General features: G+C 61.7%; 24 protein-coding genes and 1 tRNA gene. 23 read left to right on the forward strand and 2 right to left on the reverse strand.

Features of this window, described 5'->3' with window-relative positions:
- The first annotated feature begins 336 nt into the window (after positions 1-336).
- From MTP42_RS08815 to MTP42_RS08905, 19 genes are all read left to right on the forward strand, one after another.
- Positions 337-966 (forward strand): phage scaffolding protein, encoded by a 630-nt coding sequence (locus MTP42_RS08815; RefSeq protein ID WP_249257153.1) that lies wholly within the window; start codon positions 337-339, stop codon positions 964-966.
- Positions 967-980: 14 nt separating this feature from the next.
- Positions 981-1,976, forward strand: coding sequence for a hypothetical protein (locus MTP42_RS08820; protein ID WP_207684138.1), 996 nt, complete (start codon positions 981-983; stop codon positions 1,974-1,976).
- A gap of 3 nt (positions 1,977-1,979) precedes the next feature.
- Positions 1,980-2,375 carry a hypothetical protein gene (locus MTP42_RS08825; RefSeq protein ID WP_207684139.1) on the forward strand — a complete coding sequence of 132 codons (396 nt, stop codon included), beginning with the start codon at positions 1,980-1,982 and terminating at the stop codon, positions 2,373-2,375.
- A 14-nt stretch (positions 2,376-2,389) separates the two neighbouring features.
- Complete coding sequence (locus MTP42_RS08830) at positions 2,390-2,800, forward strand: hypothetical protein (RefSeq protein WP_207684140.1); 411 nt, start codon at positions 2,390-2,392, stop codon at positions 2,798-2,800.
- Positions 2,800-3,207 carry a hypothetical protein gene (locus tag MTP42_RS08835; protein ID WP_207684141.1) on the forward strand — a complete coding sequence of 136 codons (408 nt, stop codon included), beginning with the start codon at positions 2,800-2,802 and terminating at the stop codon, positions 3,205-3,207. Before MTP42_RS08830 ends, MTP42_RS08835 begins: the two co-directional genes overlap by 1 nt.
- A complete protein-coding gene (locus MTP42_RS08840) occupies positions 3,204-3,653 on the forward strand; it encodes a hypothetical protein (RefSeq protein WP_117533262.1) in 450 nt (149 codons plus the stop codon). Before MTP42_RS08835 ends, MTP42_RS08840 begins: the two co-directional genes overlap by 4 nt.
- Before the next feature lie 4 nt (positions 3,654-3,657).
- Positions 3,658-4,212 (forward strand): phage tail tube protein, encoded by a 555-nt coding sequence (locus MTP42_RS08845; RefSeq protein ID WP_207684142.1) that lies wholly within the window; start codon positions 3,658-3,660, stop codon positions 4,210-4,212.
- Between the two features lie 66 nt (positions 4,213-4,278).
- A complete protein-coding gene (locus tag MTP42_RS08850) occupies positions 4,279-4,806 on the forward strand; it encodes a DUF6673 family protein (RefSeq protein WP_249257154.1) in 528 nt (175 codons plus the stop codon).
- The gene (locus MTP42_RS08855; RefSeq protein WP_207684144.1) at positions 4,799-5,395 is read left to right on the forward strand and encodes a Gp15 family bacteriophage protein; all 597 of its coding nucleotides are present in this window, start codon (positions 4,799-4,801) and stop codon (positions 5,393-5,395) included. The genes MTP42_RS08850 and MTP42_RS08855 overlap by 8 nt, the downstream gene beginning before the upstream one ends.
- 181 nt (positions 5,396-5,576) lie before the next feature.
- Entirely contained in the window at positions 5,577-8,855 is a 3,279-nt protein-coding gene (locus tag MTP42_RS08860) for a phage tail tape measure protein (protein WP_249257155.1), read from the forward strand.
- Positions 8,856-8,870: 15 nt separating this feature from the next.
- On the forward strand, positions 8,871-9,743 hold the full coding sequence (locus MTP42_RS08865) for a phage distal tail protein (RefSeq protein WP_249257156.1): 873 nt from the start codon (positions 8,871-8,873) through the stop codon (positions 9,741-9,743).
- A complete protein-coding gene (locus tag MTP42_RS08870) occupies positions 9,740-10,747 on the forward strand; it encodes a siphovirus ReqiPepy6 Gp37-like family protein (RefSeq protein WP_249257157.1) in 1,008 nt (335 codons plus the stop codon). The genes MTP42_RS08865 and MTP42_RS08870 overlap by 4 nt, the downstream gene beginning before the upstream one ends.
- A 12-nt stretch (positions 10,748-10,759) precedes the next feature.
- On the forward strand, positions 10,760-12,217 hold the full coding sequence (locus tag MTP42_RS14665; RefSeq protein ID WP_269076661.1) for a hypothetical protein: 1,458 nt from the start codon (positions 10,760-10,762) through the stop codon (positions 12,215-12,217).
- Positions 12,218-12,228: 11 nt separating this feature from the next.
- Positions 12,229-12,552 (forward strand): hypothetical protein, encoded by a 324-nt coding sequence (locus tag MTP42_RS08880; protein ID WP_249257158.1) that lies wholly within the window; start codon positions 12,229-12,231, stop codon positions 12,550-12,552.
- An 87-nt stretch (positions 12,553-12,639) separates the two neighbouring features.
- Positions 12,640-12,786, forward strand: coding sequence for a hypothetical protein (locus MTP42_RS08885; protein WP_249257159.1), 147 nt, complete (start codon positions 12,640-12,642; stop codon positions 12,784-12,786).
- Positions 12,767-13,417 carry a GH25 family lysozyme gene (locus tag MTP42_RS08890; protein ID WP_249257160.1) on the forward strand — a complete coding sequence of 217 codons (651 nt, stop codon included), beginning with the start codon at positions 12,767-12,769 and terminating at the stop codon, positions 13,415-13,417. The genes MTP42_RS08885 and MTP42_RS08890 overlap by 20 nt, the downstream gene beginning before the upstream one ends.
- On the forward strand, positions 13,414-13,683 hold the full coding sequence (locus MTP42_RS08895; RefSeq protein WP_249257161.1) for a hypothetical protein: 270 nt from the start codon (positions 13,414-13,416) through the stop codon (positions 13,681-13,683). The genes MTP42_RS08890 and MTP42_RS08895 overlap by 4 nt, the downstream gene beginning before the upstream one ends.
- A gap of 5 nt (positions 13,684-13,688) precedes the next feature.
- Entirely contained in the window at positions 13,689-13,973 is a 285-nt protein-coding gene (locus tag MTP42_RS08900) for a hypothetical protein (RefSeq protein ID WP_097770017.1), read from the forward strand.
- Positions 13,974-13,990: 17 nt separating this feature from the next.
- The gene (locus MTP42_RS08905) at positions 13,991-14,260 is read left to right on the forward strand and encodes a phage holin (protein WP_249257162.1); all 270 of its coding nucleotides are present in this window, start codon (positions 13,991-13,993) and stop codon (positions 14,258-14,260) included.
- 244 nt (positions 14,261-14,504) lie between these two features.
- Here MTP42_RS08905 and MTP42_RS08910 read toward each other — a convergent pair.
- Positions 14,505-14,580: transfer RNA gene (locus MTP42_RS08910), tRNA-Gly, on the reverse strand.
- A gap of 106 nt (positions 14,581-14,686) precedes the next feature.
- Here MTP42_RS08910 and MTP42_RS08915 point away from each other — a divergent pair.
- The 4 genes from MTP42_RS08915 to MTP42_RS08930 are packed head-to-tail and all read left to right on the forward strand — an operon-like array spanning position 14,687 to position 18,390.
- Entirely contained in the window at positions 14,687-15,097 is a 411-nt protein-coding gene (locus MTP42_RS08915) for a hypothetical protein (RefSeq protein ID WP_242957268.1), read from the forward strand.
- Positions 15,098-15,105: 8 nt separating this feature from the next.
- Positions 15,106-16,032, forward strand: a complete 927-nt coding sequence (locus tag MTP42_RS08920; RefSeq protein ID WP_156065275.1) for a DnaD domain-containing protein — start codon at positions 15,106-15,108, stop codon at positions 16,030-16,032.
- A 9-nt stretch (positions 16,033-16,041) separates the two neighbouring features.
- Positions 16,042-17,013, forward strand: coding sequence for an ATP-binding protein (locus tag MTP42_RS08925; RefSeq protein ID WP_097786535.1), 972 nt, complete (start codon positions 16,042-16,044; stop codon positions 17,011-17,013).
- Between the two features lie 18 nt (positions 17,014-17,031).
- The gene (locus tag MTP42_RS08930; RefSeq protein WP_249257163.1) at positions 17,032-18,390 is read left to right on the forward strand and encodes a carboxylesterase/lipase family protein; all 1,359 of its coding nucleotides are present in this window, start codon (positions 17,032-17,034) and stop codon (positions 18,388-18,390) included.
- A gap of 87 nt (positions 18,391-18,477) precedes the next feature.
- Here the strand turns inward: MTP42_RS08930 and MTP42_RS08935 are convergent, their stop codons facing one another.
- Positions 18,478-18,630, reverse strand: a complete 153-nt coding sequence (locus MTP42_RS08935; RefSeq protein WP_249257164.1) for a hypothetical protein — start codon at positions 18,628-18,630, stop codon at positions 18,478-18,480.
- Positions 18,631-18,664: the final 34 nt, after the last annotated feature.

Below are 18,664 nucleotides of genomic sequence, written 5' to 3' on the forward strand. Positions count from 1 at the left end.
CAATACAAACTTTGTAGTCACGAAAAAGTGAGTGTTCATGCGGGTTTTCAGGCCAAAACATACAATGTCTACTCAAACTCTTATCCTGACCCTGAATAGAAGAAAATAAGAATACATACACGCGAGGGCACGCTTGATGCCCGCCCGCGTAGGGTTTATAGGAATTTTTGTATGCTTTGTTTCAGGTACGCAGCGCTCAAGTCGTAACGTTTTGGGCCCCTGGTTTGTGATACGATAATCCCAGATTACACCACGCGCCCGGTGTATAAGCGGCGCAGAGGGCACCGCGACCGGCAGCGCGAAACATCTGCTGTACGCCCTCCGGGAGGTAAAACCATGAAACGTGATGATTTGAGAGCCATCGAAGGTCTGACCGAGGAGCAGATCAACGAGATCATGCGCCTGCACGGGCAGGACGCAGCCACCTACCAGGCCACTGTACAGGGCCTGCAGGCGCAGCTGGCCACCGCTCAGCAGGGACTGGCCGCCTTTGAGGGCGTGGATGTCAACGACCTGCGCAGTCAGATCACCAACCTGACAAACCAGCTGAACACCCAGGCTGCCGAGTACGCATTCAACAACGTGCTACGCAGCGCTGCCCGGGAGGCAGGCGCTCTGGATGAGGCGGACGTGATCCAGCTGCTGCCGGACAGAGCTACACTGCGTGAGAGCAAGAATCAGGCGGAGGATGTCAAGCAGGCATTCGCTGATCTCAAATCCCGCAAGCCGTACCTTTTCCAGCAGGGCTCCCCCGCCCCGCAGGATAGCGGCTCCGAACCGCAGCCGGGCAACGAGCCCCAGGGCAACCCGATCATCGTCCCGAAGCCCCGCAGCCAGGGTGGCAGTGCACAGCCCACCCTGCAGGAGTTTCTCCAGATGACCGGTGCCGAGCGCATGGCCCTGCGCACCCGCAACCCGGCGCTTTTCCAGCAGCTCTCCACACTGGTGAGGGCTGCACGACACTAACGAGGTAATGAGCTATGCCTATCACCGGCACTTTTGGCGGCTTCCCGTTTGACCCCGAGGTCTATCAGGGCTTCGTAGATCAGGAGGCCACCTTCTCCGATTCCATCCTTGCATCCGGCATTCTGGCCAACGACCAGAGCATGGCCTCCGCCCTGGACAACGGCGGCGTGCAGGGTACCATCCGCTTTTACAACCCCCTCGACCCCGATCAGGACGCTCCTCTGGTGCGCGACGGCGTGGCCGACAACGTGCCCACCGAGATCTCCGGCGGCAAGCAGAGCTGGATTCGTATCGACCGCATGAAGGCCTGGAAAGCCACCGAGCTGACCCGTGAGCTGACCGCGGCTGATCCTATGGCTGCTGTGGCCCGCAACACTGGCCGCTACTGGCGCATGTACAAGCAGGGCCTGCTGGTCAAGCTGGTCAACGCCGCTCTGGGCGTTACCGGCCTGGAGAACCACTCTCTGACCGTCAAGACCGGCGGCGTGACCGCAAACCAGCTGATCGACGTGCAGCAGAGCGCCCTGGGCGATTTCTCCGGCAAGTTCGGCCTGCTGGTGGTGCACTCCAAGATCATGGCCGAGTATAAGAAGCTGGGCCTGCTGAACTACAACAAGTACACCATCACCAATGTGCTCCAGAAGGAAGTCAGCCTGCCCACCATCAACGGCCTGGTCGTCATCGAGAACGACCGCGGCACCGATGACGGCACCAACTACAACACCTTCCTGCTGGGTCAGGGTTCCGTTCTGACCGCAAACCCCAAGGTCATCTCCCCGGACACCACCGAGTACGATGCAGCCAAGGCAGGCGGTACGGACATCCTGTACAACAACCGCGCCTTCATCCTGCACCCCAACGGTCTGAGCTTCGACGCGGATAAGATTGCTAAGGAGACCCCCACCGACGCAGAGTTCACCACTTCCACCAACTGGAAGCTGAAGTTTGACCACAAGAACGTCCGCATGGGTAAGATCACCATTCCCAAGGCGAACTTTGCCGAGGCGTAACCTATGGACAGCTGGCTGACCTACTCCGATTTCAAGGAGAAGTACCCAGACAGCAGTCTGACTGAGCCGCAGTTCACGCCAATGGCCATCGACGCGGCGCTCTTCATCGAGAACGCTACACGTTGGTGCGCCAGCATCGCAGCTGAGCCGGAGCAGACAGAGCTTCTGGCCCTGTGCCAGGCCCGGCTGGTGGCCCTCTCAGAAGAGGTCAGCGCCAGCTGGGACGGTGTGACCAACGTCAGCAACCACGGGTACACTGAGAGCTATGCATCCGGGCTGGATATGCAATCCTACCTCGGCGCACGGCAGCAGCAGATCGTGGAGCAGACCCTGAGCGCCCCGGTTACCCGCTGGATGCTGTACCAGGGCGGCGTGTACCACCCGCCCCGCAGACGCTGAAGGGAGGTCAACCGATGCGAAAGCCTCTCGGCGCAGACCAGACTGTCACCATCACTCACATCATCCGCAAGGGCACTGTGAGCAAGAGCTACACCACAGTACTGTCCGGTGTCAGCTGTCGTGAAGTCAGCAGCGCTCACGTAGAGACCCCCGGCTTTGCCCGGCAGGAGCAGACTTCGTTCTGCATCTTTCCCGGCCACACCACAGCAGCCCCGGAGGGGGCTGCTGAGAGCCCCAATCCGGCTGGCAGCACGTTCCTCACCCCCGAGGCATTCAAGGCCGCAGAGGCCGCGCTCCGGGACCGTCGGTGGACAGTAGCGCTGGAGGACAAGGTGCTTCTACCAAGCGGGCGCACCGGGACGGTAACGTGCGTCCAGGACAACCGCAGCGGACGTTGCCCTCACTGGTATGTGGAGGTGAGCTGATGGCCAACCCTCTGCTGAAGATCAACCAGCCCGCAGATGTCAAGCTGGGGCAGAAGGGCAACCTGAACCTCGGCATCTGCTGGAAAGCAGACCTCGCCGGGCAGTACACAGAAGCCTTTGAACGGCTCCAGAAGGAGGCCGACGGCGAATTTGTCCGGCTGGTAAAACCATACATCCCCCTGCGCACCGGCGCTCTGGCAGGCAGCACGAACGATCATACCGTTCTCGGCAGTGGGCAGATCGTGCAGGCCACGCCCTACGCCGCCGCCCAGTACTACCGGCTGCCCTGTGGCCGGGGCGTGCGGGAGGACGGACGAGGCCCCCACTGGGGCGAACGTTGTGTCAATGACCACGGGCAGGAGTTCATCTCCTTTGTCAAGGCCAGGGCGCAGAAGGAGCTGAAATGAACGAAACCAAGACCCCCGACATTCAGGCCATGCTGGAATGGCTGGCCTCCTGCCCGCTTGCCGCTTCTCTGAACGACGGCGATGTGGCGTTCTCCATCGACTATCTGGGCGCAGAGCCCTGTCAGTTCTCCCTGGAGAGCACCCCGACCGCGCCGATTCTGGAGCAGTACATCAGGGGCAGCTTGAGGGCCAAGAACTACGTCTTGGCTTCTCGGATGAGCTACACCCAGAACGTGGTGGAGCAGGCCGCGAACAGCTCCTTCTGGGACGACTTCGCCGACTGGGTGGAGACGCAGACCTCCGCGCAGAATCTGCCCAAGCTGGCAGGTGATAAAAAGGCAGAGGCTGTGGTGTGCCTTTCCCCGGGGTACATCCTGAACCAGGATGCCAACACCTGCCGATTCCAAATTCAGCTTCAACTTCAATACTATCAGGAAGGGAGATAACCCTATGACTGTTTCCGAAACCCTGACCGCGCTCAAGACCAAGAAGGGCATCGTGCCCAGCGCGGACTACACCGGCACCGAAAAAGCCGATGACTTCATCTTTGCAATCCAGACCGATGCCTCCACCCAGACCAAGGAGAGCGACTGGGTCGTGTTTGCAGAGCGTGTCAAGGAGCACTCCGGTGCCCTGAACGCTTCCACCGAGGACGTGGCCTATATCCGCGCAGGCACTGTCACCGAGAAGGGCGAGACCCAGCGCACCTTCTCCCTGAACGGTAACCGCTGCGTGGGCGACCCTGCGCAGGATTTCCTGCTCTCCCACAAGATCAAGTTCGGCTCCGGCACTGAGGTGGTTTTCCCTTATATCTACTTCAGCGCAAAGACCGGCAAGGGCGAGAAGGGCGCAGCTGCCTTTATCGTCACTTCCGATGCAAGCGGCTCCGCCAGCAACTCCGCAGGTTTTGCCTGCGACGTGAAGGGTGTTGGCGTTCCGGCTGAGTTCAACTACCTGACCCTGACTCAGGCCGACACGCAGTCCACCAAGGCTGCCAAGGTCTGATAACAACACCACACAGCCCTCGTTCCCCGGTGAACGGGGGCCCTTTTTGTAACAGGAGGATTTTCCATGATCATCAACGGCATTGAATTTGATTTTTCCACCCTGAACGCCAACGACGTGGATCGGATGCTGGCTGCACAGACCCGGCAGCAGGAACGTGCTCGGACGGAGGGCAGCCGCTACACTCCCGAGAGCGATTACCCTGCCTGGCTGCGCTTCCAGTGCCGCATCTTTATGGACTACCTGGACGAAGTTCTGGGCGAGGGTGCTTCTGAGAAGCTGGGGCTGGACGGCAGCAACTTCAACGCCTGCCTGACGGTCAGCAAGGCCTTTGCCGAGGCCATGGCCGCAGAAAAGGCCAGTGCCAGCGCGCTGATCCACCCCACCGAGGAGCGGGCGCAGGTTTCGGCAGCACAGGTTTCGGCAGCACAGGTTTCGGCAGCACAGGCCATCCCTGCCCCCATGAACCGTGAGCAGCGCCGGGCCGCAGTCAAGGCACATCCCGCCGTGGTGGATTTCCGAGCACAGGAAGCGGCAAAGGCCGCCCGCCGTGCCCAGCTGAAGGCAGAGCTTGAGGCACTGGACAATGCATGACCTGCTGACGGACACCCTGCCCACCGAGTGGGAGGGCCGCGCCATCGACCCTGACTTCCGGCCCATGATCTGGCTGCTGATCCGCACCCGCCGCGCCAAGACTGACGAGGACAGCGCCCGGATGATTTGTGAAGCCGTTCAGCGGTTCTTTGTAGAGCCGGTGCCCGGAGTGCAGTACCAGGAAGCCTTTGAATCTCTGGTGCGCTTCTGCCAGGGCGGCGGCCCCGAGGACGAGGAGCGCACCGGGACTGGCAGCAGCAGCGACCCACAGGACGAGCCTGTGCTGGACTACCGGTGCGATGCTGACTACATCGTGGGGGCCTTTCAGCAGGCCTACGGCATCGACCTGACCGCTGACAAGGTGCACTGGTGGCGCTTCAAAGCACTGCTTCATGCCCTGCCGCCGGAAACGTCGCTGGGCAAGATCGTGGAGATCCGGGGCAAGGATACCTCCGATATGGACAGAGCCGACCGGGACTACTACGAGACCCTGAAAGAGCGTTTTGCCCTGCCGGATGGGCTGAAGGGGGTGAAGCGGCGCGAAACCCTGCAAGAGCACGAGGACGCTTTCCTCGACCGCTTCGGTTGATTCCCGCGCCCCGGTGCCCTGCCCCTTCTGCGGCAGAGCGCTGCCCGTGTGGGCGGCTCCCGAAGCCTGCGCCCACGGTTTGTGGGTGAAATGTAAGAACCCCGCATGTAAGCGGGAGATAGAAATCAAGTTATAACAGCCTGTGCCCCTGTGCCCGTGCTCCGAATGAGAGGTGGACACAGTGGCGGACTACAGTATTACCGGCGATACCCGGCTGGACGCAAGCGGCTTTAATAAGGGCCTGAGCGCGATGTCGGTAGCCGCAGGCAATTTGATCTCCGGGCTGACGCAAGCTGCTACCGGAAAGCTGACAGCGCTGGCAAAAACCTCTGTCGGTGTCGGCATGAGCTTCCAGTCCTCCATGTCCCAGGTGGCCGCCACCATGGGCGTGGGTGTGGATCAGATCCAGAGCCTGACGGACAAGGCCAAGGAGATGGGCAGCACTACAGCGTTCACTGCTACACAGGCAGCGGACGCTCTGAACTATCTGGCGCTTGCTGGCTACGATGCTAACAAGGCTGCTGAGGTGCTGCCCAGCGTCCTGAACCTGGCCGCAGCGGGCGGCATGGATCTGGCCTATGCGTCCGATCTGGTCACCGATGCTATGGCCTCGCTGAACCTCGAGGCCAACAAGCAGAATGTGGACGAGTTCGGCAACAAACTGGCCAAGGCGGCCAGCAAAGCCAACGCCAACGTCAGTCAGCTGGGCGAAGCCATCCTGACAGTGGGCGGCACCGCCGCGAATCTGAAGGGCGGCACCACGGAGCTAACAACCGCCCTGGGCCTGCTGGCAAACGTCGGCATCAAGGGCGCAGAGGGCGGCACGCACCTGCGCAACATCATACTGTCCCTGCAGTCCCCCACCGATGATGCCACCAAGCTCATGGAGCAGCTGGGCCTGCAGGTGTACGATGCGCAGGGCAATATGCGCGGCCTGGACGACATCCTGACCGACCTGAGCGGCTCTCTGGCTGGATTGACACAGGGGCAGAAGGACAGCGTCATCAACGCGCTGTTCAACAAGACCGACCTCGCAGCCGTCAACGGCCTGTTGGCGGCGCAGGGTGAGCAGTGGGAGTCACTGGCCCAGCAGATCGACGCAGCGGGCGAGGCAGCCGGTGACTCCGGCGCTATGGCCCAGATGGCAGAGACACAGCTGGACAACCTGCAGGGCTCCGTCACCATCATGCAGAGCGCCCTGGAGGGCCTGCAGCTGGGTATTTACGACTATCTGGAGCCCAGCCTGAACGAGGCAGCCAAGTGGGGCTCCGAATGCTTCTCTACCCTGACAAAGGCCCTGTCTGAGGGTGGCCCCGAGGCGATGCTTCAGGCAGCGGGTCAGATCATCTCCGATCTGGCCGCCAGCGTGACTGCGCAGCTGCCGGGGCTGGCAACCTCCGGCACAGAGATCATCGTTCAGCTTGCAGAGGATATCGTAGCAGCTACACCTGCAATGCTTGATGCTGCTGCCGGTGTGATGGCTGCTCTGGTACAGGGCATCGTTGATAACCTTCCCTCGTTGATTGACAGTGCCACAAAGGTCATCGTTCAGTTCACCCATTATCTGTCAGACCATGCAGGAGACCTGATGGACGCGGGCATCCAGCTGCTGGAACAGCTCATCATCGGCATCACCGACAACCTGCCCCAGCTGATCACAGCAGCGGCGGAATTGACCGCAAAGTTCTCTGCCGCGCTGATCTCCCATCTGCCAGATCTGCTGAACTGTGGCGCGGCCCTGCTGACCACTCTGGTAGACGGCATCATCCGCAGCATCGAGAACCTGGGCGAAGCCGCCCTCGCCTGCATCGCAAAGCTGACCGGCGTGTGGGACGGCAGCATGGATGAATGGGGCCACATCGGCGAGAACATCGTCAACGGCCTGCTGAACGGCATCACCGGGATGTGGGACACCCTCGTGTCCAACGTCAGGGGCAAGGTCAACGGGCTGGTCTCCACCGTCAAGAATCTGCTGGGCATCCACTCGCCCTCGAAGGTGTTCACCGAGATCGGCGAAAACGTCACGCAGGGCCTTGTCAACGGCATCAACACCGGTGCACCGGCGGCAGAGCAGGCCATCCAGAGCATTGCCCAGACCCTCTCCACCAACGGGCCGGATTTTGCTACCGTAGGAGCTACCATCACGGAGCAGTTCCGCACCAAGCTGGACGAGGGATGGGCGCAGATCCAGGCCGACATCCAGACAGATGCGCTGGGGGCCATCGAGACGCTGGCAACGGCCCTCAAGGATGGCGACCTCGAGAGCCTGGGCCTGTGGGCCGCTTCCTACTTCTGGCAGGCCTGCACCAAGGAACAGCAGGCGCAGATCCAGAGCGTGGCCATGGGGGCGCTCAACCAGCTGGGCAGCGCTTTGGGCGGCGTGTTCGGGAACCTCGCCAATCTGGCCATGGGTCTGGTGGCACAGTTCGTCCCGGCAGCGGCCAGCGCCACAGCCGGGCAGACCGCCCTGAATGTGGCCATGGACGCAAACCCCATCCTCTTTGTCATCTCCCTCATCGGGATGCTGGCGGGTGCGCTGATCAACTTCAGCGGCACCAATAAAAACGTTGCCAACGGCTTCCAGTCCGTCTGGGCGGGTGTCGAGGACTTTATGAGCTACATCTTCGAGGGCCTGATGCGCATCGTGGCGGCGGGCATCGAGGGTTTCGTCGTCCTCATCAACGGCCTGATCTGGATGTACAACAAGGTGGCGTGGCTCTATGGCGGTACGCTCGATTATGTCAGTAACCCCGCCTGGGACTATGCCAACCAAATCGCTGCCGACCGCAAGGCCCGGCAGGCCGAGCGGAAGAAGCAGCAGGAAGCCATCAACAACCCCAGCAGCTCCGGCACGTCTACCAACTCCCAGAAGGTCATCGAGAGCATGACCGACACCAGCAAGACCACCAGTGCCGACGGCAGCACCGTGACCACCAAGGTGCTCACAGAGAAGCTGCAGGACGAGACCGGCAAGATCACCCAGCGGGTGACCAAGACCGTCACCGAGGCAGGCACGAAGCTGGTGGACGGCGTGGAGCGCTCCTACAAGACCGTGACCACCTATGTGGATGGCCTCCAGACAAAGGTGGAGCGCAGTTTGGATGACATCGCTAAGACCACCACAGGCACAAAACCTGGCTCCACCACGCCGACAGCCCCCACCCCGGACAAAGACCTGACCGACGCTGTGGAGGCCAACACCGAGGCCCTGCTGGCCGCAAACAGCAAGCTGGCCGAGATGGTGCGGCAGGCCAACAGCCTTGTCCTCAGTGACAACATGGCCATCAGCCGGTCTGTGGCCGCATCCGGCACGGCACAGGTGGCCGCAGCCGCCAACAACTACCACCGGGAGGGTGACACCAACATCATCCAAAATATCTACTCCAAGGCCCAGACGGCGGCAGACCTCCAGCGGGAAGCCCGCTGGGAAGCCGACCGGGCCAAGGCCCAGAAACGATGAAAGGAGGGCTCCACAATGCCATTCAGAAAAGACCATTTGCAGCTGGTCACGGATGCCGGGGCCACTCTCGACATCGGGTGGGCTTACGGCACGCCCTACTCCCTCGACCCCATCAATGGCGTAGACGTGGACGTGCAGACCGCACAGGGCGTGAACCAGGTGGGCGTGAGCGTGGAGCGCCAGAGCGTGGCCGGGGTGAGCCGTGAGCTCATCATCCACTGCCACAGCTCCCACGGCGATGCGGATGCGGAATTACTGCTGGAAAAGCTGCCCTATTTCACCAGCGGCACAATGTATTTCGAGGATAAATTCTTCTGTCGTTTCGTGCTTTCCAAGACCCCCTACACAAAGAGCATCCACCCCTACCCGGTGTTGGCCTTCATGCTCTTCTGCCCGAAACCCTTCTGGTACGACCTGACCGCCCAGAGCTTCTGCATCAACGGCTTTGTGCCCAGCTTCAGGCTGCCCATCAACTACAGCACACCCCACCGTTTCGGCGTGCGCACCTCCGTCGGCTGGCTGAATGCCTATAACCCCGGGGCGCTGGCGGTGCCCTTCACGGCCACCCTCAAGAGCGACGGCACTGTGGTCAACCCCACCGTGCTGAACATCATCACGGGCCAGAGCATCCGCATCCTGACCACCCTGACCCCAGGGCAGGTCATCGAGATCTACCGCACCACCACCGACAAGCTGGCCGTCAAGCGGACAGAGGACGGCACGGAGGAGAACATCTTTTCTTTGCTGGATGAAGATTCTGACCTGCTGGAGCTGGCCCCGGGAGACAACTTGCTCAAGGCCACTGCCGACAGCGGCGAGACCAGCCTGCAGGTGACGGTGCGCTTTTATCCCATGGTTTCGGGCATTCTGCCGGAGGTGATCTCGTGACACTGGATGTTTTGGATGAGCTGACCCTCGCCCGGCTGGGCCGGGTAGAGGTGTGGGTGAGCCTTTACTGGGACGAGCCCTACAACACCGCGGGCGAGTTCACGCTGGAAGTCAGACTCACCGAGGAGAACCTGTCCCTGCTCCGGGAGGGCCGCTGGCTGCGCCGCAGTGACAGCGATGTGCCCATGCGCATTTGCCACCGGAGCAACGAGAATCAAGACAGCAACTTAGTGGTCACCGGCTTCCCGGGGACGTGGATCTTCACCAAGCGGGTCTGTACCAGCATCGTGAAGAATGAGAACGCCGAAGCCGCCATGCGCAGACTGGTCAGTGCAATGCAGCCATGGCCAAAGCTGGAGCTGGGTGCTGCTGTGGGCTTTGACACCACCTACACTGCACAGACCTCCGGCGGCAGTATCATGGACTACCTGATGACCATCGGCGCGGCCTGCGACCTGGGCTTCCGGGTGCGGCTGACAGGCAAGAACGCAGACAAGAAGCTGCTGTTCGAGGTCTACCGGCCCACCGCTGACCCAAACAACAGGTTCAGCACAAAGTGGGGCAACCTGCAGCAGGCCGCGTGGGCCTTCGGGGATTCCGACTACGCCAACGTTGCTGTGGTGCAGGGCGCTGGCGAGGGCGATGCCCGGGCCACCGTGACTGTGGGTCTGACGGATGCCACCGGTGCCGACCGACGGGAGCTTTACGTCGATGCTCGGGACGTGCAGCCGGACGAGGAAAAGGGCGAGACCACCAAAAGCCAAGCCTACCTCGAGCGGCTCATGGCCCGGGGCACGAATAAACTGCTGGAGCAGCTCCGTACCGGCTCCATTGAGTTGACCATCGATGCCGAGGGCCTTTCCCCCGGTGACGTTGCCTTTTGCACCATCCCGGAGCTGGGCTACAAGGCCACCGTCCGGGTGGCTGATGTCATCACCCAAAGCCAGAGCGACAGCACCACCCGCACCGTGCGGCTGGGCACGCCGGTCTGGCGCAAGCTGTAAGGAGATGATCTTTTGAGCAAAATCGTTTTATACCCCGCCAACGGCTACGACTTCGATGCCGCAGATGTGGCGGCCTACCTTGCGGGCCTCACCAGCGGCGTGTTCAGCGGAGATGAGGACTTCCCGGTGACAGCCGCAGGCGGGCTGAAGGTCACCGTGGGGGCGGGCCGTGGCTGGGTGCACCCCAGCCGATTCACCGGCTACTCCATCACCAAGCGGGAGGCCGACACCCTGACCATGCCGCTGGCCGACCCGTCTCTCCCCCGCATCGACCGCATCGTCATGCGCTATGATGCCGGTGCCAGAGCCGCCAGCCTGCAGGTGCTGCAGGGCACGGCATCCAGCACACCCACGGCCCCGGCCATCTCCCGCACCGAGCTGATCTACGACCTCTGCCTTGCCGAGATCACCCGCCCGGCAGGCTCCATCAGCATCTCTACGGGCCAGATCACTGACACCCGGCTGGACGAGGCGCTCTGCGGCCTCGTGCGGGACGGTGTGACCGGCATCCCCACCGACGAGCTGCTGGCCGCTGCCCGGGAGCGCATCAGCGCACTGGAGGAGAAAGCTACCAGCAGTGCCGCTGCCGCCAAAGCCAGCGAGGACGCAGCAGCCCTGAGTGAGACCCACGCCGCCGCTAGCGAGAAGGCAGCCAAGACCAGTGAGACCGCCGCCAAGCGGGCCCTGCAGGACACGGAGACGGAGCACAGCACCGCCTTGCAGAACATCGCACAGGCCCGCACCGCGGCCCTGAACGACGTAGCGGTCTCCACCAAGACGGCCACCGCTGCGGCAAAAACTGCCACTGAGCAGGCCACCGCCGCTGCGGGGAGCGCTTCCACCGCCGCCACCAAGGCCGAGGAGGCATCTACCAGCGCGGGGGCGGCAAAGGCCGATGCCGACCGAGCAGAGAAAGCCAGCACCAGCGCGGCCAATGCGGCCACCAATGCCGTGAAGCAGGCCAAGGAAGCCGGAGCCTTTGATGGTCAGTCGGCCTATGCGCTGGCTGTTCAGCTGGGGTACACCGGCAGTGAAGCCGCCTGGATCGCCAGCCTGAAAGGCGCAAAGGGCGACAAAGGAGATACCGGTGCGCAGGGCCCCAAGGGCGAAACCGGAGCCACTGGACCACAGGGGCCGCAAGGGCCTACCGGTGCAACTGGAGCCAGAGGTCCCACAGGCGCGACCGGCCCGCAGGGCCCGGCGGGTGCTTCGGCAGTAGCAGCCAGCGGCAGCAACTGGGTGAGATTTTCAGATGGTACGCAGATATGCTGGGGAACCAATTACGGTGGGAGAGTGGGTTTTCCTGTGTCTTTTGCTAATACAAATTATACACCTATTGGGTCACTGGATGCTCAGTATCCTGAGAGCTATAATTTTGGTTTTGAAGACAGTAGTACAACCGGCATGCGTATTAACACCTCTGGTGGAACAGTAAAAGTCCATTGGATTGCATTTGGTCGTTGGATGTGAGGTGAACGCAAATGGAGATCAAACCCGGAGCAAAAATCCCGAAGCCGGTTATCACGCAGGAAGAATGTGATGCCTATTCTGCCGTTGTGGAAGCCATTACCGCCCACAATGCAGCGGCTGCCGTGGGCGAGGCCCTGTGGAGCATGGACGACCAGCCGGAGGCCTACGTTGTGGTGGAGGCTGGCACGCAGCCAGACCCTGCCGATGCACCGAAGCCGACCCCTACACTGGAGGAGCGGCTTGCTACGGTGGAGAGCGCCCAGGCAGATGCCGATGCGCTGAACGTTGACCAGGCCTACCGGCTGACCCTGCTGGAGCTGGGGATCACTGAGTAAAACCCTCTGCCAAGAGGATGATAACATTTTAAGATGGGGCAGCGCCCCGGAAAGGACAAACCTATGTTGTACCGTACCTGTAAACGCATGATCGAACGCGGCAATCTGGAGGGCATGAGCACCAAGCTGGACGTGTTCTATGCCGCAAGCAAGTTGACTGATGACGAGTACAAGGAGCTGACCGAGCTGCTGGCCGAGAAGGAGGCGCAGAGCAATGCCCAGAACAATACTTGACGTTTCCCGCTGGCAAGGCAGCATTGACTGGGACGCGGTGAAGCGCAGCGGCCTTATCTCCGGCGTGATGATCCGGGCCATGGGCAACAGCAAAGAGGGCAAGCCCAGCAAGCCATACATCGACCCCTTCTTTGCCCGCAACTACGCCGAGTGCCAGCGCCTGGGCATCCCGGTGGGCGTGTACGGCTACTTCAAGGCTACCACCAAGGCACAGGCCGACAAGGAGCTGGCCCTGTTCAAGCAGGCGCTGGGCGGCAGAGCCTTCCAGCTGCCGGTGGCTGTGGACATCGAGGACAAGCTCCAGGCGGCCCTGAGCAAGTCCGCCCTGACCGACATCGTGACCCACTGCCTGAGCGTGGTGGAAAGCTGGGGCGTGTACGCCATGCTCTACACCGGCCTGAACTTCGGGCAGACCAACCTTTACATGGGCGGCGCGGCCCTCAAGCCCTACGACGTATGGCTGGCAGCCTATCGCACCAAGAAGCCCTCCCCCGGCTGGCTCTTCGGGATGTGGCAGTACACCAGCAGCGGCAAGATTCCCGGCATCGCCAAGGGCGCAGACCTGAGCGTGGCCTACAAGGACTATGCTGCCATCATCCAGAGGGCCGGGCTGGGGCAGGTCAGGGGGTGAGACCGACGGCAAGTTATCTGATTTCAGATGCACCATACGCACCCTGGCTCTCAGAGGTTCTAGCTACACTGGAAGAGCACAAGATCGACCGCATCACCGTAGCAGCGCCTCTGGCAGATGGTGAGGTGTTCACGGGGTACTACAACATGAATACCCAAGACAAGGCCCTGCTGGCATCCAATATCCAAGCAGATGCCGTTCTGGATGCGGTGTGTCACAACGGACAGCGCATCCAGCAGGCGTGGGAAGATGATGAGGAGGGGTGAGACCGATGTGGCAGTTTATCACGGAGTATTGGGCCGGGTGGCTCTGTGCTCTGATCGGCGGCGCGATCCTTGCCGCCATCCCCAAGATCAAGGCCCTGTGGGACGCGGTGCTGGCCCTGCTGCACGACCGCATCTATACCGAGTGCTACCGTTTTATGGAGCTGGGGTACATCACCCGCGACGGCCTGCGCAACCTGAATTACCTCTACAAGACCTATCATGTGATGGGCGGCAACGGCACCGGTACGGAATTGTACAAGAGAGCCTGCGCTTTACCCATCCACGACTGAAGAAAGGAACTGACAATATGAACGCACACATCACTGGGAACAACACCCCCGCCATCCCCGCCGCGACCATCGCCCGCACTGTTGTGCTGGCACTGGCCCTCGTCAATCAGCTGCTGAGTGCAGCAGGCAAGCCGGTGCTGCCCATCGACAGCGCCAGCGTGGAGCAGTGGGTGACCGCTGGCCTGACCACCGCTGCCGCCATCTGGGCATGGTGGGAGAACAACAGCTTTACTCCCGAGGCCATCCGCGCCGATGAGTTGCTGGATCAGATGCAGGGGAAGAAGTGAGCTACACCGCAGCGCTGCGGCTGTCCCCTCCCCGCCTCCTGATAGCGCGTACCATGGAGGGGACTTTGCGACACCTCCCGGCAGCCGGACGGCGCAACCGCCGGGCGATTTGATAAAGCACAGCCCCGGACAGTAAGATCGCTGTCCGGGGCTGTGCTCTGTTTACGAAAAGTCAAGTGGGTTACAAAGTGGGTGATCAAAAGAAAAAGAACGCCAATTCTCAACGAACTGGCGTTCTTTTTTATGGAGCAGGATACGGGACTCGAACCCGCCGCCTACTGCTTGGGAAGCAGTCGCTCTACCGGATGAGCTAACCCTGCAGGACTGCTCCATTAGTGTAGCAAAGTGCGGCGGTTTTGTCAACAGTTTTTTCTGTCGGAACGCGGCAGGCGGAAAAAACTTGCTTTTTGCGCCAGTTGCTTTATAATGAAAGATAGATTATCACAATGGAAGGAATTCTACATGATCTTTGTGCCCATGCTGCACTATCTGCAGAACAAAAACTCATTCAGCGGCAACGAGGACGGGATGCGCTACCTCATCACCCCGGGCAAGCGCTCCGTCCCCGACCCGGACGGTGGCGAGGAGGCCAAAAAAGAAGAGGCCATCCTCACGGTGGATCTCTGGCCCGAGCCGTGGACGCTGGATAAAACCGATCCGGCCCTGCGGCGGCGGGAGATCTTCCCGATGACCGAGGAGGGCCGCACCGCAGTCGCCCAATATCTGAACGATGCCTACAACGCCGAACCGGAACGCTGGAGCGCCCACCCGTCCATCCTGGACTGTGAGCCCTGGACACCGCCCGCACCGGAACCGGATGCCGAAACACAACACTGAGGTGCACCATGATCTACCGACTGAAAGAATTCAAGGGTGACACCATCCCGGTGCCGCAGCTGGTCTTTTCCAAGCTGGGCATTGCGGAGGAATATAACGTCCGGGTGGCTCTGTATGTGCTGGCCACCGGCATCACTGACCCGGAGAAGCTCTGCGCCGACTTAAAGCTTCGCAGTAAGATGACCGCCGAGAGTGCCCTGTCCTTCTGGGCCGGTGCAGGTCTGCTGGAACGGTACGAGGAGAACGCCGCCCCGGGCGAGGAGCCCACAGCCCCTGCCCCCATGACCTGGAGCGAGATCGCAGCGGCCAGCCGCACCGATCCCATGATCTCCTCCCTCATCGACTGCGCCCAGACCAGCTTTGCCCGCCCGCTGACCCACCCCGAAATGGAAAAGCTGGTAAACTTCTATGTGCAGGAAGCCTTTGCACCCGAGACCGTCATGCTCTGCGTGGCCTATGTGGCCAGCCGAGGCAAGCGGACGATGGGTGCCGTCAGCCACGAATTGAAGGTCTGGCGGGCCGAGGGTGTGGAGACCGGCGAACAGGCCGACGCACACCTCCAGCTGCTGGCCCTGCGTGCCCAGCGGGAGCAGTACGTCAGCGGCCTGCTGGGCATTGCCGACACCGAGCTGACCCTTGGCGGGCGCAAGGCCATTGCCCGCTGGTACGAGGTCTACGGCTACGATGATGCCATGGTGCAGGAGGCCGCCGTACAGGCCGGCCCCAAGCGGGATCTCTGGTACTGGAACAGCATCCTCAAGGCCTGGAACGCCAAGGGCCTGCGCACCGTCCACGATGTGCGGGGCCCGGTGGCCGGGATGGGTGCCAGCCGGAACATCCGGGTGGACCGCGCCGAACCCAGCGGAAACGATTTTCTCAAGAACGCTGCCCGCCGCCGTCCGCTCCGCAAAAAAACGGACACGCCTGCAGAATAAGGAGCTTTTATGCGTACCAAACAGGAACTTTATCAAGCCGCCCTGCGCACGGTGGCTCTGCGGCGGCAGACTGCCCGCGCCAATGCCGAGGATGCCCGGCTGGAGGCGGAGGCCGCCATCCCGGCCCTGCGCCACGCTGAGGACGAGGTGCGGGTGCGGGGCATCCGCTGCGCGCTGGCAGGCGCGGCCGGAAAAGACCGCACCGAAGCCGCCGCCGCACTGAGCACAGCCCGGCAGGAGCTCACCGCCCTGCTGGCCGCCAGCGGCCGCCCTGCGGATGCGCTGGAGCCCAAATTCACCTGCAAGCTGTGCCAGGATACTGGCAGCGTGCAGGGCCGCACCTGCACCTGCGTTCATAAGCTGATGCAGGGTCTGCGACGGGAGGAGATCGAGGCGCTGTCCAGCCTGTCCATTTCCAGTTTTGACACCATGGAGCTGCGGTACTACCCCAACACCATGGACGAGAAGCTGGGCGAGCCTGTCCGCACCTACATGGGCGGCCTGCTGGAGGATCTGCGCAGCTACGCTGAGGAATTCGACCACAACAGCGAGAGCCTGATGCTTTTTGGCAATGCGGGGCTGGGCAAGACCCACGCCGCCCTTGCCATTGCGGGCATCGTACTGCAAAAGGATTTTGACGTGATCTACGTTTCCAGCCCAGACTTCTTCGGCAAGCTGGAAAACGCCCGCTTCGACTCCTCCGAGGATGCCGAGACCCTGCTGCGCACCGCCTCTGCTGCCGACCTGCTGATCCTGGATGATCTGGGCACCGAGTTCGTCACCCCCTACTTCATCACCACTTTTTACAGCCTGCTGAACAACCGCCTGGGAGCCGGTCTGCCCACCATCGTCACCACCAACATTGCGGATGGCTCCCTGCTGGAAAAGCGATACACCGAAAAGATCTCCAGCCGCCTTTCCTCCTTTGTCCCCTGCCTGTTTGCGGGCGAGGACATCCGGGGCCTGAAAGCGGCGGAGTAAGACAAGGAGGTTTCCCCCATGAGCTTTGAGCGCACCACGCCCTGCGGCGTGATCTCCGGCACGGCTTGCCAGTGGCCGGGCATTGCCGCTTACAAGGGCATTCGCTACGCCACCGCCGGGCGGTGGGAGTTCCCCATCCCCGTCACCCACTGGGACGGTGTCTACGATGCCACCCAATACGGTGCCTGCTGTTACCAGCCCCGCGCCTTCTATGACGAAGCCGCCGCACCCGGAAAAGCCTTCTACTACAACGAGTTCCGCAAGGGCGAAACGTATACTTACAGCGAGGACTGCCTGTTCCTGAACATCTGGGCCCCTGCTGGCGCAGCCCCCGAGGACAAGCTGCCGGTCATCTTCTACATTCACGGCGGCGGCTTTACCGGCGGCTGCGGCCACGAGAAACACTTCGACGGCCCTGTCTGGCCCACCAAAGGCTGCGTGGCTGTGACCATCAACTACCGGCTCGGCCCCATGGGCTTTGTCTGCCTGCCCGAGCTGGCTGATGAGGCCGGATCCACCGGCAACTATGCCTTTCTGGATCAGCTGGCGGCTCTGCAGTGGGTGCGTGCCAACATCGCTGCCTTTGGCGGCGATCCCAACAACATCACTATCATGGGCCAGAGCGCCGGTGCCATGAGCGTCCAGCAGCTCGTCCTCTCCCCCATCACCAGGGGGCTGTTCTCCAAGGCCGTGATGAGCAGCGGCGGCGGCGTGAGCCAGATGCTGACGGCCAAGCCCGCTGAGGCCCATTACCCGTTCTGGAAGCAGGTCATGGAGACCGCCGGGTGCAGCACGCTGGCCGAGTTCCGTGCCCTCGCCCCCGCCCAGCTGTTTGCAGCCTGGGATGCCGTCCGCACCCAGCCCCAGTTCAAGGGTCTGGGCTGTGAGCCCGTGGTGGATGGCCGTTTCCAGGTCAAGACCGGCCCCGAGACGCTGGCTGCCGACGAACAGCACCATATTCCTTACCTCATCGGCTTCACCAGCGAGGATATCGTTCCGCCCTACCTCTACCAGATGGCTCAGGACTGGTGCGCCCGGAACGCCGACAGCTATGGCTGGTTCTTCGACCGCCAGCTCCCCGGTGATGACCGTGGTGCCTGGCATTCCAGCGACCTGTGGTACTGGTTCGGCACGCTGGCTCACTGCTGGCGGCCCTTCACTGAGAAGGACACCGCCCTCAGCGCTCAGATGGTGGATTACCTGACCAACTTTGCCAGGACAGGTGACCCCAACGGTGCAGACCTGCCCCAGTGGCAGACTGTTACCGCCCAGCAGACCGATTTCCTCCGTCTGGGTGAGGAGCCCACCCACATGGGCAGCGTGGATGTCCAGAAGCTCCTCTGGACGATGCAGAACGTCCCCGCCGTGGGGGAATAAGCCCCTGCCCGAATCACCTCAAACCCCAGAAAAAACAATATCCCCCGCTGCAGACGTGCCATAACACGCTTTGCAGTGGGGGATATTTTATGTTCTCTTCTTCAAATAATACCCAATACCGATGGCATCTGCCAGTGCCCAGCCGATGGGCACACTGAGCCAGATGCCGGTAACACCCAGCGGCGTGGCAGAAAGCAGGATATTCTTTGTAATGGGGCCTTGGGTCAGACTGTGCTGCATGGGTATTATTTTCTCCTATTCCTATCTCAGACAT

The organism is Faecalibacterium sp. I2-3-92 (assembly GCF_023347315.1).
In the GTDB taxonomy this organism is placed as follows: Bacteria; Bacillota; Clostridia; order Oscillospirales; family Ruminococcaceae; genus Faecalibacterium; species Faecalibacterium duncaniae.

Bases quoted from the DNA above. Each gene is read 5' to 3' on its own strand.
- MTP42_RS08915 (WP_242957268.1), top strand. From the start codon at position 14,687: ATGAAAGATAGATTATCACAATGGAAGGAATTCTACATGATCTTTGTG.
- MTP42_RS08880 (WP_249257158.1), top strand. From the start codon at position 12,229: ATGGAGATCAAACCCGGAGCAAAAATCCCGAAGCCGGTTATCACGCAG.
- MTP42_RS08845 (WP_207684142.1), top strand. From the start codon at position 3,658: ATGACTGTTTCCGAAACCCTGACCGCGCTCAAGACCAAGAAGGGCATC.
- MTP42_RS08840 (WP_117533262.1), top strand. From the start codon at position 3,204: ATGAACGAAACCAAGACCCCCGACATTCAGGCCATGCTGGAATGGCTG.
- MTP42_RS08935 (WP_249257164.1), bottom strand. From the start codon at position 18,630: ATGCAGCACAGTCTGACCCAAGGCCCCATTACAAAGAATATCCTGCTT.
- MTP42_RS08815 (WP_249257153.1), top strand. From the start codon at position 337: ATGAAACGTGATGATTTGAGAGCCATCGAAGGTCTGACCGAGGAGCAG.
- MTP42_RS08850 (WP_249257154.1), top strand. From the start codon at position 4,279: ATGATCATCAACGGCATTGAATTTGATTTTTCCACCCTGAACGCCAAC.
- MTP42_RS08890 (WP_249257160.1), top strand. From the start codon at position 12,767: ATGCCCAGAACAATACTTGACGTTTCCCGCTGGCAAGGCAGCATTGAC.
- MTP42_RS08925 (WP_097786535.1), top strand. From the start codon at position 16,042: ATGCGTACCAAACAGGAACTTTATCAAGCCGCCCTGCGCACGGTGGCT.
- MTP42_RS08830 (WP_207684140.1), top strand. From the start codon at position 2,390: ATGCGAAAGCCTCTCGGCGCAGACCAGACTGTCACCATCACTCACATC.
- MTP42_RS08920 (WP_156065275.1), top strand. From the start codon at position 15,106: ATGATCTACCGACTGAAAGAATTCAAGGGTGACACCATCCCGGTGCCG.
- MTP42_RS08855 (WP_207684144.1), top strand. From the start codon at position 4,799: ATGCATGACCTGCTGACGGACACCCTGCCCACCGAGTGGGAGGGCCGC.
- MTP42_RS08885 (WP_249257159.1), top strand. From the start codon at position 12,640: ATGATCGAACGCGGCAATCTGGAGGGCATGAGCACCAAGCTGGACGTG.
- MTP42_RS08900 (WP_097770017.1), top strand. From the start codon at position 13,689: ATGTGGCAGTTTATCACGGAGTATTGGGCCGGGTGGCTCTGTGCTCTG.
- MTP42_RS08820 (WP_207684138.1), top strand. From the start codon at position 981: ATGCCTATCACCGGCACTTTTGGCGGCTTCCCGTTTGACCCCGAGGTC.
- MTP42_RS08865 (WP_249257156.1), top strand. From the start codon at position 8,871: ATGCCATTCAGAAAAGACCATTTGCAGCTGGTCACGGATGCCGGGGCC.
- MTP42_RS08930 (WP_249257163.1), top strand. From the start codon at position 17,032: ATGAGCTTTGAGCGCACCACGCCCTGCGGCGTGATCTCCGGCACGGCT.
- MTP42_RS08825 (WP_207684139.1), top strand. From the start codon at position 1,980: ATGGACAGCTGGCTGACCTACTCCGATTTCAAGGAGAAGTACCCAGAC.
- MTP42_RS08905 (WP_249257162.1), top strand. From the start codon at position 13,991: ATGAACGCACACATCACTGGGAACAACACCCCCGCCATCCCCGCCGCG.
- MTP42_RS08835 (WP_207684141.1), top strand. From the start codon at position 2,800: ATGGCCAACCCTCTGCTGAAGATCAACCAGCCCGCAGATGTCAAGCTG.